This is a genomic window from Burkholderia sp. SRS-25 (assembly GCF_004343765.1).
Classification (GTDB): domain Bacteria; phylum Pseudomonadota; class Gammaproteobacteria; order Burkholderiales; family Burkholderiaceae; genus Burkholderia; species Burkholderia contaminans.
Genome location: NZ_PTXM01000020.1, coordinates 14,220 through 30,715, shown reverse-complemented (window position 1 = coordinate 30,715; position 16,496 = coordinate 14,220). Strand labels below are relative to the sequence as shown.

At 66.7% G+C, this 16,496-nt stretch carries 13 protein-coding genes; 8 read left to right on the top strand and 5 right to left on the bottom strand.

Annotated elements, in window-relative coordinates; genetic code table 11:
• Position 1: 1 nt before the first annotated feature.
• Together C5O79_RS26670 and C5O79_RS26665 are read left to right on the top strand one after the other, a co-directional pair.
• Positions 2 to 415: a PPC domain-containing DNA-binding protein gene (locus tag C5O79_RS26670; protein ID WP_122476225.1), complete on the top strand. Its 414-nt coding sequence runs from the start codon at positions 2 to 4 to the stop codon at positions 413 to 415.
• Positions 416 to 491: 76 nt separating this feature from the next.
• On the top strand, positions 492 to 1,004 hold the full coding sequence (locus C5O79_RS26665; RefSeq protein WP_122476223.1) for a DUF4274 domain-containing protein: 513 nt from the start codon (positions 492 to 494) through the stop codon (positions 1,002 to 1,004).
• A gap of 119 nt (positions 1,005 to 1,123) precedes the next feature.
• Here C5O79_RS26665 and acnB read toward each other — a convergent pair whose 3' ends face one another.
• The 4 genes from acnB to C5O79_RS26645 form a co-directional block, all read right to left on the bottom strand.
• Positions 1,124 to 3,709 carry a bifunctional aconitate hydratase 2/2-methylisocitrate dehydratase gene (gene acnB, locus C5O79_RS26660; RefSeq protein ID WP_047849740.1) on the bottom strand — a complete coding sequence of 862 codons (2,586 nt, stop codon included), beginning with the start codon at positions 3,707 to 3,709 and terminating at the stop codon, positions 1,124 to 1,126.
• Positions 3,710 to 4,240: 531 nt separating this feature from the next.
• A complete protein-coding gene (locus C5O79_RS26655) occupies positions 4,241 to 4,714 on the bottom strand; it encodes a nuclear transport factor 2 family protein (RefSeq protein WP_047849741.1) in 474 nt (157 codons plus the stop codon).
• A gap of 289 nt (positions 4,715 to 5,003) precedes the next feature.
• Positions 5,004 to 5,252 (bottom strand): hypothetical protein, encoded by a 249-nt coding sequence (locus C5O79_RS26650; RefSeq protein WP_039344123.1) that lies wholly within the window; start codon positions 5,250 to 5,252, stop codon positions 5,004 to 5,006.
• 625 nt (positions 5,253 to 5,877) lie between these two features.
• Positions 5,878 to 6,312: a universal stress protein gene (locus C5O79_RS26645; protein ID WP_047849742.1), complete on the bottom strand. Its 435-nt coding sequence runs from the start codon at positions 6,310 to 6,312 to the stop codon at positions 5,878 to 5,880.
• Positions 6,313 to 6,659: 347 nt separating this feature from the next.
• Between C5O79_RS26645 and C5O79_RS26640 the strand changes: the two genes are divergently transcribed.
• The 6 genes from C5O79_RS26640 to C5O79_RS26615 all read left to right on the top strand — a co-directional run bounded on the left by C5O79_RS26640 (position 6,660) and on the right by C5O79_RS26615 (position 11,618).
• Complete coding sequence (locus C5O79_RS26640) at positions 6,660 to 8,144, top strand: amidase (RefSeq protein ID WP_131931890.1); 1,485 nt, start codon at positions 6,660 to 6,662, stop codon at positions 8,142 to 8,144.
• Between the two features lie 347 nt (positions 8,145 to 8,491).
• Positions 8,492 to 9,178 carry a hypothetical protein gene (locus C5O79_RS26635; protein ID WP_047849744.1) on the top strand — a complete coding sequence of 229 codons (687 nt, stop codon included), beginning with the start codon at positions 8,492 to 8,494 and terminating at the stop codon, positions 9,176 to 9,178.
• 122 nt (positions 9,179 to 9,300) lie between these two features.
• Positions 9,301 to 10,131, top strand: a complete 831-nt coding sequence (locus tag C5O79_RS26630) for an arylamine N-acetyltransferase (protein ID WP_047851027.1) — start codon at positions 9,301 to 9,303, stop codon at positions 10,129 to 10,131.
• 90 nt (positions 10,132 to 10,221) lie between these two features.
• A complete protein-coding gene (locus C5O79_RS26625; protein WP_039344130.1) occupies positions 10,222 to 10,398 on the top strand; it encodes a ribbon-helix-helix domain-containing protein in 177 nt (58 codons plus the stop codon).
• Position 10,399: 1 nt separating this feature from the next.
• Complete coding sequence (locus C5O79_RS26620; protein ID WP_047849745.1) at positions 10,400 to 10,750, top strand: glyoxalase/bleomycin resistance/dioxygenase family protein; 351 nt, start codon at positions 10,400 to 10,402, stop codon at positions 10,748 to 10,750.
• A gap of 7 nt (positions 10,751 to 10,757) precedes the next feature.
• The gene (locus C5O79_RS26615; RefSeq protein ID WP_047849746.1) at positions 10,758 to 11,618 is read left to right on the top strand and encodes a class I SAM-dependent methyltransferase; all 861 of its coding nucleotides are present in this window, start codon (positions 10,758 to 10,760) and stop codon (positions 11,616 to 11,618) included.
• A gap of 31 nt (positions 11,619 to 11,649) precedes the next feature.
• Here C5O79_RS26615 and C5O79_RS26610 read toward each other — a convergent pair whose 3' ends face one another.
• A complete protein-coding gene (locus tag C5O79_RS26610) occupies positions 11,650 to 16,491 on the bottom strand; it encodes an NAD-glutamate dehydrogenase (protein ID WP_047849747.1) in 4,842 nt (1,613 codons plus the stop codon).
• Positions 16,492 to 16,496 lie beyond the last annotated feature (5 nt).

Below are 16,496 nucleotides of genomic sequence, written 5' to 3'. Positions count from 1 at the left end.
CATGCAAGCCCATCCTCTGCGCCTTTCCCCCGGCGACGACCTGCGCGCGTCGATCGAGCACGCATTGCGTCAATACGACGCGCACGCGGCATTCGTGATCCAGGGCATCGGCAGCCTGAGCGTCGCGCAGTTGCGCTTTGCCGGAGCCGACACGCCGACCGAACTGCGCGGCGACCTCGAAATCCTGACGCTGGCCGGCTCGGTATCGCCGGAAGGCGCGCACCTGCACATGTCCGTTTCCGATGCGGTCGGCCGCGTGTCGGGCGGCCATGTGGCCAGCGGCTGCGTGGTGCGCACGACCGCCGAGATCCTGCTTGCCGTGCTGCCCGGCCATCGCTTTGCGCGCGAACCCGACCCGCACACCGGTTTCAACGAACTGGTGATCCGCCGCGAGCCGGGCGGCGAGGGCGCGTGACGGTTGCGAGGCGGCGTTAGAATTGCCGGTCATTCGACGCTGTTCCGCCATTCACCGTTCCGCGAGGCCGCCATCCATGGATGATTCCGAAATCGAACAAAAGGCGTGGGATATCGTCCGCACGTGGCTCGAGAGCGCGACGCCCGAGCAATGGCACCGCTTCGCCGCGCGCTCCAATTACGACGGCAACGGCCGCGCGCTGCGCTGGCTGCTCGACAACCGCAACCTCGATCGCGCCACCGCGCTGCTGATCTACTGGGGTCTTGGTGCCGCGTGGTTCGTGCAGTACGCGAACGAAAGCGACCTGGGCCATGCGTCGTATCAACTGGACAGGTTCCGGCTGGTGCGCGAAATCGAGCAGCGTTATGCCGAGGGCTATTACGCCGATCACGGGATCTGGTTCGATCCGCACGACTTCGAAGGCGCGAGCCCGAACGACTATCCCGATCTACCGGTCGCGCGGCCGGTGCCGGCGCTGATGCTGCAGCCGACCGACGGCCGCGAGTATGTCGATCTCGACGAAGTGGAAGGGTACGACGAAGGCTTGCCGTTCGCCGTGGTCGAGCGGCTCTACGCGCTTTACGACTGATCGGGCCGGCGCTGCCATCCGGCGCCGGATAAAAAAATGGCGCCGCGGGCATTCAGCCTGCGACGCCATTGCGTGGTGTGCTGCGACGTCAACCGCCCGCCGCAGCCCGCTCCGCGTGCTTACACCTGCACGGTGTCGGCCACTTCCTTGAAGTCTTCGATCTGGTCGAAGTTCATGTACTTGTAGATCTTGTCGCCGTTCGCGCTGAGCACGCCCATGTCGGCCATGTACTCCTCCTTGGTCGGGATCTTGCCCAGACGCGAGCAGATCGCCGCCAGTTCCGCCGAGCCGAGATACACGTTCGTGTTCTTGCCGAGACGGTTCGGGAAGTTGCGGGTCGACGTCGACATGACCGTCGCGCCTTCGCGCACCTGAGCCTGGTTACCCATGCACAGCGAGCAGCCCGGCATTTCGGTGCGCGCACCGGCCGTGCCGAAGACGCCGTAGTGGCCTTCTTCGGTCAGCTGCTTCTGATCCATCTTGGTCGGCGGCGCGACCCACAGCTTGACCGGAATGTCGCGCTTGCCTTCGAGCAGCTTCGACGCCGCACGGAAGTGACCGATGTTGGTCATGCACGAGCCGATGAACACTTCGTCGATCTTCGCGCCTGCGACGTCCGACAGCGTCTTCACGTCGTCCGGGTCGTTCGGGCACGCGACGATCGGCTCGTGGATGTCGGCGAGGTCGATCTCGATGACGGCCGCGTACTCGGCGTCGGCATCCGGCGCGAGCAGTTGCGGGTCGGCCAGCCACTGTTCCATCGCCTGGATGCGGCGCTGCAGGCTGCGCGGATCCTGGTAGCCCTGCGCGATCATCCACTTCAGCAGCGTGATGTTGCTGTTCAGGTACTCGATGATCGGTTCCTTGTTCAGGTGGACCGAGCAACCGGCTGCCGAACGCTCGGCCGACGCATCCGACAGCTCGAACGCTTGCTCGACCTTCAGGTCGGGCAGGCCTTCGATTTCGAGGATGCGGCCCGAGAAGATGTTCTTCTTGCCTTGCTTGGCGACCGTCAGCATGCCTTGCTTGATCGCGTACAGCGGAATCGCGTTGACGAGGTCACGCAGCGTGACGCCCGGCTGCATCTTGCCCTTGAAGCGGACCAGCACCGATTCCGGCATGTCCAGCGGCATCGTGCCGGTGGCGGCCGCGAACGCGACCAGGCCCGAACCTGCCGGGAAGCTGATGCCGATCGGGAAGCGCGTGTGCGAATCGCCGCCGGTGCCGACGGTGTCGGGCAGCAGCATGCGGTTCAGCCACGAGTGGATCACGCCGTCGCCCGGGCGCAGCGCGATGCCGCCGCGCGTGCTGATGAAGTTCGGCAGCGTCTGGTGCGTCTTCACGTCGACCGGCTTCGGATAAGCGGCGGTGTGGCAGAACGATTGCATCACGAGATCGGCCGAGAAGCCGAGGCACGCGAGATCCTTCAGTTCGTCGCGGGTCATCGGGCCCGTGGTGTCCTGCGAGCCGACCGAGGTCATCTTCGGTTCGCAGTACGTGCCCGGGCGCACGCCCTGGCCTTCCGGCAGACCGCATGCGCGGCCGACCATCTTCTGTGCGAGCGAGAAGCCCTTGCCGCTGTCGGCCGGCTGGTGCGGCAGGCGGAACAGCGTCGACGGCGCGAGGCCGAGCGCTTCACGTGCCTTCGCGGTCAGGCCGCGGCCGATGATCAGCGGAATGCGGCCGCCGGCGCGCACTTCGTCGAACAGCACGTCGGACTTGACCTGGAATTCGGCGATGACCTTGCCGTCCTTCAGCGCCTTGCCTTCGTACGGGCGCAGTTCGACCACGTCGCCCATTTCCATCTGCGACACGTCGAGCTCGATCGGCAGTGCGCCGGCGTCTTCCATCGTGTTGTAGAAGATCGGGGCGATCTTGCCGCCGAGGCACACGCCGCCGAAGCGCTTGTTCGGGACGAACGGGATGTCTTCGCCCGTGAACCACAGTACCGAGTTGGTGGCCGACTTGCGCGAGGAGCCGGTGCCGACCACGTCGCCCACGTAGGCGACCAGATGACCCTTTTCCTTCAGCGATTCGATGAACTTGACCGGGCCGCGCTTGCCGTCTTGTTCCGGCGTGATGCCCGGGCGTGCGTTCTTCAGCATCGCCAGCGCGTGCATCGGGATGTCCGGGCGGGTGGTGGCGTCCGGAGCCGGCGACAGGTCGTCGGTGTTGGTTTCTCCCGTCACCTTGAACACGGTGATGGTCAGGCTTTGCGGCACTTCCGGGCGGCTCGTGAACCATTCGGCATCGGCCCAGCTTTGCAGCACGGCCTTCGCGTGCGCGTTGCCCTTGTCGGCGAGTTCCTTGACGTCATGGAACTGGTCGAACATCAGCAGGGTTTTCTTCAGTGCGTTGGCGGCCACGGCAGCCACGGCTTCATCGGACAGCAGCTCGATCAGCGGCTGGATGTTGTAGCCGCCCAGCATCGTGCCGAGCAGTTCGGTCGCGCGTTCGCGCGAGATCAGCGAGCAGGCGGTCTCGCCCTTGGCCACGGCGGCCAGGAAGCCGGCCTTCACGCGGGCGGCTTCGTCGACGCCGGCAGGCACGCGATGGGTGATCAGGTCGAGCAGTGTCTGCTCTTCGCCGGCGGGCGGGTTCGTCAGCAGTTCCACCAGTTCGGCGGTCTGCTGAGCCGTCAGCGGCAGGGGAGGAATACCGAGCGCGGCGCGGGCGGCCACGTGAGCACGAAAGTTTTCAAGCATGGGGAGACCTGCTGATATTGCGTTTGAGGGGAAGGCCTTGCCGGCACTCCGGGGCTGTTCCAGACACTGCTTTGAGCGGGATTCTAATCTCAATGCTCTTTAACGTCAAATGTCTTATGTCTTATATAAGAGTTGATGGTCGAGACACGGGGGAGCGCGGTGGCACGGAGGCGGCGGTGTTTGGAGGCGTGTTCCGGAGGCTCGCCTGGGTGCGGACGCGAGCAAGGTGTTCCGGGTGGTTCTGGCGAGGGCTGCGGGAGGCGTGGAGGGCGGCGCGGTGCGCTACCGGTAACGAAGCCCGGGAGCCCGGTTGCCGGCGGCGCATCTATCTGCACAAGCACGCAAGAAACGTCACATACGGGCCGCGTTCGCGCGCCAACGCTCTATTTCATGCGACTTTCAAGCGCATTTCAAAAAAACGTAGCGGTCATCGGTGCGTGCCGCTCGCCTGTCATGGAATAGCCTGGAAGGGCCGAGAGCCATTGAATCGTGTCGATCGAGCACATGCCGATGAAGCCATGACGGTGTGCGCTATTTCCGCTTGGCGCGATACGCGTCGAGGTTCTTCCGCGCCTGCGCGCGGATCGCGCGTTGCACGAAAGGCGTCCAGCCGAGCAGGGCGCCTTTCAGTCCCAGCGCCTGACGCGCCCAGAGCCACAGGTCGAAGCTGTCGCGATGCTCGGCGATGCGTCCGTCGCGAAACCGGAACCGCGCATCGATCCGGTTGACCACCATCCGGCCGGTCGCGGTGAAGCGGTACTGGGCGATCCACTCGGCGCGCCCGGCCTGTTGATCCGCGGCGACGTCGCCGAACGTCAATGAAAAATCCTGTGCACGCGCCACCAGCATGCGCCACATGTCGCGTGCGAGGTCGCCGCGCAGCTCGCCGAATGCGGGATCGCTGAAGACGACGTCATCGGCATAGCAGTCGAGCATCGCGTCGATGTCGCGCTGCTGGAACGCCGTGTAGAAGCGCTGGATCAATTCGGTGTGCGGGTGGCTCATCTTGGGGTGTGTTGTCGTTGGAGATGAAGCGGGGTCTCGACGCGGCGGCCGGAAATTATGCCAGTTGAACGTCAGGTGCGTGCCATGCGGCAAAGACGCGCCGATCGGCTCGATATCGACCCGTGTTCCCCGCCGCGATGCAGGTTACATGCAGATGTACGGCGTGACCACCGTCAAGGCCGTGACATGTGTCGCGACATCGATCGAAAAGCGGGAATGAATGCGGGCGCGTGAGGCTCCGCCTCAGCCGTCGTGACCCGAACGCGGCCTGCGCGTCACCGGACGCCCATCAGCGGTTCGCCAGCGCGACGTCCTGATTGCCGCGCCCCGTCACCAGGCAGCCCGACATGAAGGCTTCGCTCTGGCTGCTGGCGGCTGCTTCGCCGAAGCCGCGGCCGAGCGCGTCGACCTTCACCTGCGCGGCACCCTGTTCGCACGCGAGCGGGCTGGTGTCGCGGCCCTGCGCATGCAGGATCGCGCGATCGCCAATGAGATACGCCAGCAGCGCGAAAACAGCGATATGTACGGCTCGTCTCATGGTTCGTCTCCTCGTGGCTCAAGCGTAACGCGGACCCGTTCGACGAAGCACTTGGGGGTTCCCCCGGTAAACGTCTGCTGAAATGGGGGCGTGCCGAGTGACCCTGTCCCGTTTTTCGTGATTTGCGGGAGTAGGGAAGGCATCGCTTCAGTGCGCGTGGCAGGCGAAACCGGACGGGCAGTGAGGCATTCGCGCGACGGTCGTCTGTGCGACAGGCGCGCGATTCACGAGAGTTTGACGAATGTCAGGGTACGGACGGGAGAGGGCGGTCGCGCAGCCGTTCAAAGCGATAGCATGAATGCATGATTTGACGGAACGCGATCGCGAAGAAATGCATCGATTCCGGCAAGCAGGTGCGTGTTGAACATCGCTATCGAAATAGTGAGGAATCCAAATGCTTAACGTCTCTTCCGTCCTGATCAGCCTCGCCCCGATGTGGGCCATCCTGCTCGTTGCTTCAACGGCCGCCGCCTATTTCGTGTTCTGGCGCAAGGTCATCAAGTAAGCGCTGCAAGCAGGTCGATCCGCGTGTGGGCGGCAACGCGCACACGTGTCATGCCGCTCATTGCAAATCCGCGGCCCGTCACCGAACGAGCCGTCGACGCGCCGCCGCGCGTCATCCCCGTCATTGCACGGCCGTGACCGGCACATTTGAAATCCGCACCAGCCGGCTCATCACGCTGCGACGGAACACCGACAGCAGCGCATGCAACGGGTCGTGCCGAGGCGCGACGACCACGATCTCGTCGCAGCCCGTTTCGGCCGCCACGGCCGCGATCGTATCGGGCACCGGGCCGACCTTCATCACGACGCTGTACTTGACGCCGGCTTCCTTCAGGATCCGCTCGGCCGTGGCCAGATCGTCGTACGCGAATTTCTCCTCGATCGAACGCAGCCGCGACAGCGGGTGGTAGGCCTCGAGCCGCGTCGATTCGAGCGGTGCCTGAACATTGATCAGCACGATCTCCGACGCGCACCGTTCGCGATACAGGAATGTCGCGTGGCGAACCGCCTGAAGCGAGCGGGGAGAGTGGCCGACCGGAACCAGCAGCTTGAGCATGAATGTTGTCCAGGGAACGAGATGATTCCAGCGTAGCGCGCCGCCGGGCCGGACGATCTAAAGAGAACGGTCGAGCGCATAAAAATGTCGTTAACGCCCGCCGCCTCGTGCCGCGCCTAATAGAAATATAAGAAATTTAAGTTTATGCGCATAAACGATTTCATCGGCCGGGTCGGCGCTCCGATTCAGTCGGAACCGCAATGAATCGCGGCGGAAAATATCGGAGGTCGCCGATCCGGCGTCGCGTAGAGTAGTGCATCGGCCGCGGCGCGGCCGCTCCCGCGCGCGCTCGGGAGCGACCGCCGCCATGCGGCCCGCCATTCCATTCCGATTCCAGGAGACTCCGCATGCCGCACGGCGCCCCGCAGCTTCTCGCTCCCGCTTCCATCCCCGTCGACCCGATCGTGCGCCTGTCGGCGGGCGAGCTCGCGTCGGCGATCCGCGGCAAGGCCGTGTCGTGCGTCGAGACGATGCGCGCGTATCTCGATCACATCGAGCGCGTGAACGGTGCGGTCAATGCGATCGTCGCGCTGCGCGATCGCGACGTACTGTTCGCCGAGGCCGCGGAAAAAGATGCCGCGCTGGCGCGTGGCGAGTACCACGGCTGGCTGCACGGGATGCCGCAGGCGCCGAAGGACCTGGCGATGACGAAGGGGCTGCGGACGACCTACGGCTCGCCGATCTTCCGCGAGAACGTGCCGAAGGCCGATTCCGTCGGCGTCGCGCGGATGCGCGCGGCCGGCGCGATCTTCATCGGCAAGACCAATACGCCCGAATTCGGCCTCGGCTCGCACACGTTCAACGAAGTCTACGGCGCGACGCGCAACCCGTACGACCTGACGAAGACCGCGGGCGGCAGCAGCGGCGGCACGGCGGCGGCGCTCGCGTCACGGATGCTGCCGGTGGCGGACGGCAGCGATTTCGGCGGTTCGCTGCGCAATCCGGCTGCGTTCTGCAACATCTACGGCTTCCGTCCGTCGCAGGGCCGCGTGCCTCGCTGGCCGGGCGTCGACGTGTTCGTGCAGCAGCTCGGCATCGAAGGGCCGATGGGCCGCACCGTCGGCGACGTCGCGCAACTGCTCGCGATCCAGGCCGGCTACGACCGCAACGATCCGCTGTCGCTCGCGGACGATCCGGCCGTGTTCGCGCGGCCGCTCGACGCCGACCTGCGCGGCAAGCGCATCGCTTGGGTTGGCGACTGGAACGGCTATCTCGCGACCGAGGCCGGCGTGCTCGCGCTGTGCGAACAAGGGCTGGCGACGCTGCGGGAGATCGGCTGCGACGTCGATGCCGCGCTGCCGGCGTTCGCGCCCGACCGGATCTGGCGCCTGTGGCTCGCGCACCGGCACCTGCTGTCCGGCGGCGGGCTGCTTGCGCACTATCGCGACCCGGCGCGGCGCGCGCTGCTGAAGCCCGAGGCGATCTATGAGGTCGAAGGACTGCTCGCGATGCAGGGCGCGGCCGTGTTCGACGCGAGCGTCGAGCGCACCGCGTGGCATCAGGCCGTGCTGAGCTTCTTCGACCGCTACGACTTCATCGCGGCGCCGACGGCCCAGGTGTTCCCGTTCGACGTCGACCAGCGCTGGCCGAAGGAGATCGCGGGCCGTGCGATGGACACCTATCACCGCTGGATGGAAACGGTCGTGCCGTGGACGCTGGCCGGCTGCCCGGTGATCAGCGTGCCCGTCGGCTTCAACGACGCGGGGCTGCCGATGGGGATGCAGCTGATCGGGCGTCCGCGTGCCGATCTCGCCGTGCTGCAACTCGCGCGTGGTTACGAGCAGGCGGTTGACAGGGTCGGCGGGCGGGTGCCGACGTGGATGGCTGTGTGACGGTGTCGCCGGCAGGCAGCCGGTAGCGGCTGGATGACGAAACGGGCAGCGACACGCTGCCCGTTTCTTTTACATCGCTCGACGCGGAGCGCGTCGGCGGATGCGTTCCGTCGCGTCGCGCGCAAGCCGGAACCGCCATCCATTGATGCAACCGGAGAAAGAATCGCGATACGTGCGCGGCATCGCGCGGCAAATGCACGCGAATCTGCGCGACAGGGCCCGTCGGCTGCCGAATTGCAAGCCGCTGCGCGGCGTGATTTCGTTTCGATGTGTTTCAGTCGTTGCGGCCCCGCGCGGCGCGCTTCGACAATATCCGCCTCAACAAAATTCAGGCACGAGGGAAACACATGAAGCAGATTCGCGCGACGGGCCGGCACCTGGCCTCGGCAGGCATCGCGTTCGGCATCCTTGCAAGCGGCGCCGCGCACGCGCAGCTCGACCTGCAGTCGATCGGCGCATCGCTGCTCGGCGGCGGGCAGCAGCAGGCGGCGCCCGCGCAGGGCGGCGTCGCGCAATTGCTGCAGGCCTATGTCGGGGCGAACCAGCAGGTGCTGACCGGCCAGTCGTCGCTTGCGTCGGCGATGGGCCTGACCGGCGCGGCCGGGCAGGCGCAGCAGGCCGCGAGCCAGCTGACCGGCGGCGATTCGCTGACGCCGGCCGCGCTGTCGCAGATGGGCGGCGCGCAGCAATCGGTATCGCAGGCGCTCGGCCAGGCATTCGCGAGCGGCGGCGCGACGCACGGCCCGATCGACAAGCAGGCGTTCAGCAACGGCCTCGCGTCGCTCGGGCAGGGTCTCACGCAGTATTCGCAACTGCAGTCGGGGCTCGGCAATCTCGGTTCGACGAGCGCGGCGTCGCTGTTGCAGTCGGGCCTGAATCCGCAGAACATGCAGGCTGCGTCGTATATCGCGCAAAGCGCGCCGGGCCAGTTGCAGTCGCTCGCGACGACGCTCAGCCAGGCCGTGCAGTTCGCGACGAGCCAGGGCATTTCGGTGCCGTCGGTCGCATCGTCCGCGCTGAAGCTGCTGCCGTAACGTTGCGCGGGGCCGTGCGCGATGCGGTGCCGGCATCGCGCGCGACGACGAAGATGGCCCCGCCCAACATGGGGATTGCGCACGATGCTATCGTGGCGTGTCCCTTTTTTCGGTGCAGGTTCATGACAGACTCGTTCGACCTCTCGCGCTATTTCTCCCGCATCGGCTACGACGGCCCGGTCGAGCCGACGCTCGACGTGCTGCGCCGGCTGCATCTGCTGCACCCGCAGGCGATTCCGTTCGAAAACCTCAATCCGCTGACCGGTGCGCGCGTCGCGCTCGACCTGCCTTCGATCGCCGACAAGGTGCTCGCGCATCGCCGCGGCGGCTACTGCTTCGAACTCAACAAGCTGTTCTATGCCGCGCTCACGGCGATCGGTTTTCGCGTGACGCCGATGATCGCGCGCGTGCGCTGGATGCAGTCGCCGGAAGTCGCCACCGCGCATACGCACATGCTGCTGCGCATCGATCTCGACGGCGCGGCGTGGCTCGCGGACATCGGCTTCGGCAGCGCGACGCTCACCGCGCCGCTGCGTTTCGTGCGGGACGAGCGGCAACTGACGCCGCACGGCGTGTTTCGCGTCGTCACCGCGCCGGTCGACGGTGAATTCGACATGCAGATCGAGACGCCTGACGGCTGGCAGACCACCTATCGCTTCCAGCCGAAGCGGGTCGAGTGGATCGATTACGACGCCGCGAACTGGTTCACGTCGACGTACCCCGAATCGATCTTTCTGCATAACCTGATCGCCTGCCGCGTGCTGCCGGACGGCCGTGCCGCGCTGCGCAACACGACGCTGACGATCCGCGACGCGACGGGTGTCGGGCGCACCGTCACGTTCGACGATGCGGCCGCATGGGGCGCGTGCCTGCGCGACACGATCGGCATCGACACGACGGGATTCGATCTCGATGCGCTGTTTGCGCGACTGGCGGCGCCCGCCGCCGCGTAACCCGGATCACGATCGATAGCCAACGGCGGCCCGCCTCCACGGGCCGCGCCTTCGGTTGACTTTTGCTAGATTGCTAGCATACTAGCAATCATGACCGACGAAGAAGTGAAGCAGTTCAACGTGTACCTGCCGCTCAGCCTGATCCGGCAGGTCAAGCATCGCGCCATCGAAACGGAGCAATCGCTGTCTGCGCTGGTGGCCGACGCATTGCGCGCGTACCTGGCCGCGCCGCCGCCGGGCGCGGGGCCGTCCACCAAGGAGGAGTGACATGTCATCCGAGCGAATCGAAGCCGTGTACCTGACGACGCACAACTGGGGCAAGTCGGCGAAGTTCTTCCAGGCACTGGGCTTCACGCTGGAGTTCGAAACCGATCACCAGTCGGGCCAGCTGCGCAGCGGCGACGGCCCCTTTCTGTTCATCGCCGAAGTGCCGCCGGGCGAGACGCCGGACATGCAGGTCGTGCTCAAGGTGGCGGATGAGCAGGCAGTGCGGCCGCAGCCGATCGTCGACGTCGTCACGCCGTTCGAGGACACCCACTGGGGCACGCGCGACATGACCGTGCGCGATCCGGACGGTCGCGTGTGGCGCCTGCAGGCGCCGGGCAAGCAGGGCGTGTGAGGCGGCCATGACCGAACCCCGCGAAAGCGCCCCCGACAGCACCGCGGCGCGCGTCGCGCTGTGGCGCGCGCTGCACGTCGAACTCGACGCGCCGCCGCATGTGCTCGCCGACGAAGTCGGGCTGCAACTGCTCGCGCCGGAACCCGGCTGGCAGCAGCGCGGCGACATGGATCCGCAGTTCACGCGGCCGTTCCGCGCGTCGATCGTCGCCCGGGCGCGCTTCATCGAGGATTGGGTGGTCGAACAGGCCGCGCTCGGCGTGAGCCAGTACGTGATCCTCGGCGCGGGCCTCGACAGTTTCGTGCAGCGCCGGCCGGAGATGGCGTCGCGCGTGACCGTCTTCGAAGTCGACCCGCCCGCGCCGCAGGCATGGAAGCAGCGCCGCCTGGTCGAGCTCGGTTTCGGCGTGCCTGACTGGCTGCGTTTCGTGCCGGTCGATTTCGAGGCGAAGCAGTCGTGGCGTGCTGCGCTGGTCGACGCGGGCTTTGATGCCGGCAAGCCGGCGGTCGTGGTGTCGACCGGCGTCAGCATGTACCTGACGCACGAAGCGAATGCGGCCGCGTTGCGCGAAGTCGCGTCGCTCGCGCCGGGCTCGACGCTCGCGATGACGTTCCTGTTGCCGCTGGAGAATGCGGATCCGGACGTGCGCCCCGGGCTGGAAATGGCCGCGAAGGGCGCGCGCGCCAGCGGCACGCCGTTCATCAGCTTCTTCATGCCGGCGCAGATCCAGGCGCTCGCGCGGGAGGCCGGCTTCGCGCAAGCCGCGCACGTATCGGCCGCCGATCTGACGCGCCGTTACTTCGCCGATCGCACCGACGGCCTGCGGCCGCCGGACAACGCGGAAGAACTGCTGATCGCGACGGTCTGAGCTGTCGCGATCACAGCGACCACGGCAACCATCACGCCCGTTCGAGCACGGCCATCTCCCGCACGACCACGAGCAGCACCGCGAGGCTCGCGCCGCCTGATGCGCGCAGGTCCGCGAGCAGGTGCTCGTAGCGCGCGAGCGCGGCTTCGCGGCGCGCGCGCCACGCGCCGACGATCGTCTCCGGTGTCGTCGAATCCGGCGATTCCGCGAGTGCGCTCGTCGCGAGCGTGCGCTTGAGGCGCGCGACTTCCGCGAGCGCGGCCGCGCGTGCCAGCATGTCCCAGTGCGTCGGTGTCGGCAGCGTCGCCGCGCGCTCGCCGATCCAGCTGTAATTGAGCAGCGTGCCGAGCGAGAAATAGACGCCCGCGACGAGTTCGAGGCTGCGGTTGCTGGTCGCGGCCACTTCGGCGATGTCGAGCAGCGCGGCCGAGATGTCGCCGCTCGCGACGCGCACCGCGAGCGCACTGTCGACACCGGCTTCGACCAGCACGCGCTGCCGTTCGGACAGCGCCTCGAGATCGCCGGCCGGCAGCAGCGACGGCAGTTGCGGCGCAAGCCGCTCCGCCGCGTCGCGGCAGCGCGCGATCAGCTCGGTGACGCCTCCATCGGCCACCGCGCCGGATTGCAGGTGCCGCAGGAACCACAGCGCCGCGCGCTCCAGCAACCGCGCGACGTCGACGAACATGCGCGCCTGCACGTCGTCGGCGACGCGGTTGTCGAGCGCGTCGATATCGCGCCAAACCGCATCGAGGTCGAACACGTCGCGCGCCATGATGCACGCCCGCACGATGTCGCCGGGCTTCGCGTCGGTTTCCTCCATCAGCCGGTGAACGAACGTGCAGCCGACGCGGTTGACGAGCGCATTGGTCAGGTGCGTCGCGAGGATCTCGCGGCGCAGCGGATGGCGGCGCATCGGCTCGCTGAAGCGCTGCTGCAGCGGCTTCGGGAAGTAGTCGACGAGCATCGCGGCCACCAGCGGATCCTCTGGCACGTCGGATTCGAGCAGCGCGTCGTACAGCCACATCTTGCTGTACGCGAGCAGCACCGCGCGTTCCGGCGACGTGAGGCCGAGCTTTGCGGCCTGCCGTTCGGCGACTTCGTCGTCGGTCGGCAGGAATTCGATCACGCGACTCAGGCGGCCCGCGCGTTCGAGCCAGCGCATCAGGCGCGCTTCGGCATCGAGCAGCTCCACCGCGTAGCGCCCGGCGATCGACAGCGCCTGCGTCTGGTAGTAGTTGTCGCGCAGCACGAGCAGCCCGACTTCGTCGGTCATCTCCGCGAGCAGCGCATTGCGCTGCTTCTCGGTCATCTCGCCGTCGGACACGACGAGCCCGAGCAGGATCTTGATATTGACTTCGTGATCCGAACAATCGACACCGGCCGAGTTGTCGATCGCATCGGTGTTGATGCGCCCGCCGCGTTGCGCGAACTCGATCCGGCCGAACTGCGTGCAGCCGAGGTTGCCGCCTTCGCCGACCACCTTGCAGCGCAGGTCCGCGCCGTTCACGCGCACCGCGTCGTTCGCGCGGTCGCCCACCTGAAGATGGGTTTCGCGCGCGGCCTTCACGTAGGTGCCGATGCCGCCGTTGTACAGCAGGTCGACCGGCGCCTGGAGGATCGCGCGGATCAGCTCGGCCGGCGGCAGCGCATTCGCGTCGATGCCGAGCGCGGCCTGCACGGCCGGCGACAGCGGGATCGTCTTCGCGGTGCGCGGATAGACGCCGCCGCCCGTCGAAATCGCGGCCGGATCGTAGTCGGCCCAGCTCGAGCGTTCGAGCGCGAACACGCGCGCGCGCTCGGCGAAGCTCGTCGCGGGATCGGGGTTCGGGTCGAGGAACACGTGCCGGTGATCGAATGCGGCGACGAGCCGGATATGGGGCGACAGCAGCATCCCGTTACCGAACACGTCGCCCGACATGTCGCCGACGCCGACTACCGTGAAATCGGTCGTCTGCGTGTCGATGCCCATCTCGCGGAAGTGCCGCTTCACCGATTCCCACGCGCCGCGCGCGGTGATCGCCATCTTCTTGTGGTCGTAGCCGACCGAGCCGCCGGACGCGAATGCGTCGTCGAGCCAGAAGCCGTATTCGTGCGAGATCGCGTTCGCGTAGTCGGAGAAGGTGGCCGTGCCCTTGTCGGCCGCGACGACCAGGTAAGGGTCGTCCAGATCGTGACGCACGACGTCGGGCGGCGGCACAATCGAGTTGCTCACGAGGTTGTCGGTCAGGTCGAGCAGGCCGCGCAGGAAGGTTTGGTAGCACGCGATGCCTTCGCGCATCCACGCTTCGCGATCACTCGGCGGTGGCGGGTGCTTCACGACGAAGCCGCCTTTCGAGCCGACCGGCACGATCACGACGTTCTTCACCATCTGCGCCTTCATTAGCCCGAGCACCTCGGTGCGGAAATCCTCGCGGCGATCCGACCAGCGCAGGCCGCCGCGCGCGACGCGCCCGCCGCGCAGGTGCACGCCTTCGACACGCGGCGAATACACCCAGATTTCGAACATCGGTTTCGGTTCGGGCAGGCCGGGCACTTTCGCCGGATTGAACTTGAACGACAGGTACGGTTTCGATTCGCCGTTCGCGTCGTGCAGGAAATAGTTGGTGCGCTCGGTCGCGTTGATCACGCCGAGGAACTGGCGCAGGATGCGATCCTCGTCGAGGTTCGGTACCTGATCGAGCGCGCCCTCGATCGCCAACAGCCGCCGCTCGGCCTGCACGTCGCGCGTGTCGCCGATGGCCGGGTCGAAACGCAGCAGGAACAGCTCGACGAGCTGCCGCGCGATCGCCGGGTTGCCGGTCAGCGCGCGCTCGATATACGCGTCGCTGAAGGTCGAGCCGACTTGCCGCAGGTACTTCGCATACGCGCGCAGGATCGTCACTTCGCGTGCGCTCAGATGAGCGCGCAGCACGAGGCGGTTGAAGTCGTCGTTCTCGATCCGGCCGCTCCAGATCTGGTCGAACGCATCCTCGAACAGACCTTTCACGCGCTCGATGTCGAATTCGGTGTCGTCGGCGAGTTCGAGGCCGAAGTCGTGTACCCACGCATGCGCGGCGTCCTGCGTCTGGATCCGGTACGGCCGTTCCTCGTCGACGCGCACGCCGAGATGCTCGAGCATCGGCAGGCTGCGCGACAGCGCGATCGGGTCGCCTGCGCGATAGACCTTGAAGCGGAACGCACGCGCTTCGGCCTCGATCGGCCGGTACAGGTTCATCGCGAGCTGCCCCGAATCCTTCACGCGCTCGATCAGCTCGATGTCGCGCACGGCGGTGCGCGCCGGATAGTCGTCGCGATAGCCGGCCGGGAACGAATCGGCATAGCGCTGCAGCAGGCGATTGCCTTGCTCTTCGCCGAATGCGTCGAGCAGCGCGTCGGCGAGATCGTCCTGCCAGCGGCGCGTGACCTGTACGAGCCGCGTTTCGAGCTCGCGCGTGTCGACGTCGGGCATCGTGCCCGGTTCCGCATGCACGACGAAATGAATGCGCGCGATCGCCGATTCCGACAGCAGCGGCGTGAATTCGACGTTCACGCCGTTGTACGCATCGATGAGCAGCTTCGCGATGCGCCGGCGCAGGTCGGTGTTGTACTTGTCGCGCGGCACGAACACCAGGCACGACACGAAGCGGTCGAAGCGGTCGCGGCGCACGAACAGGCGCGTGCGCTGGTGTTCCTGCAGCCGCAGGATGCCGAGTGCGATGTCGTAGAGCTGGTCTTCGTCGGCCTGGAACAGCTCGTCGCGCGGATAGGTTTCGAGCACCGTCACGAGCGACTTGCCGAGATGCCCCTTCGGCAGGAAGCCCGCGCGCCGCACGATGTTCGCGCACTTGCGGCGCACGATCGGGATATCCGCATACGAGCCGAAATAGGCCGTCGACGTATAGAGCCCGATGAAGCGGCGCTCGCCCGCGACCTTGCCGTCCGGCCCGACGAGTTTCACGCCCACGTAGTCGAGATAGCCGGGCCGGTGCACGGTCGCGCGCGAATTCGCCTTGGTGAGGAAGATCGGCCAGGCGCCGGTGATGATGTCGGCCGCGGCGGGCGGCAGCGGCGTGACGTCGGGCGTGCCCGACGTGCGCAGCGATTCGCGCAGGATGCCGAAGCCGGTGCCCTCGATGCCGCGCAGGCCGAAGCCCGTGCCGTCCGATACCAGCGCGTAGTCGCGCTGGCCGAGGAACGTGAAGTGATCGGCGGCCATCCATTCGAGGAATGCGCGTGCCTCGATATCTTCCGCGGTCGATTCGCGCGCCTTCATTTCCTTGATCGTCGCGCGCGCGATCTCGACGATCTTCGGCCAGTCTTCCACCGACGCGCGCACGTCGCCGAGCACGTGGGCGATGTCGTTGCGCAACGTGTTGAGCAGCGCGGCATCGCCGCAGCGGTCGACTTCGAAATGGATGAACGACGCGAGCTGCGACTGGCCGTCGCCGGGCGTCGCGCCGCCTGCGTCGACGCGTTCGATGTCGCCGTCGCGGCCGCGCCAGATGCGGAATACCGGGTGCAGTGCCGAATGCAGCGCGAGCCCGAGGCGGTTGACGGCCATCGTCACCGAGTCGACGAGGAACGGCATGTCGTCGTTGACGATCTCGATGACCGTGTGATCGGAATGCCAGCCGTGCTGTTCGAGGATCGGGTTGTACACGCGCAGCCGTTCGCTGCCGGGCACGAATTTCTGGGCGGTCTGCCAGTGCGCCATCGCGGCGCCGTAGAGATCGGCGATGCTGCGGCTCTGCAGATCGTCGGCATCGACGAAATCGTAGTAATGACGCAGGAAGGGTTCGACGATCCGGAAGGTGGCTTCGGGCAGGCGCCCGCGCGCGAATTCGACGACGTCAGAGAGCAGGTGTGCGACGACTTCCTCGTTCTTCGCTTCCATGGCGG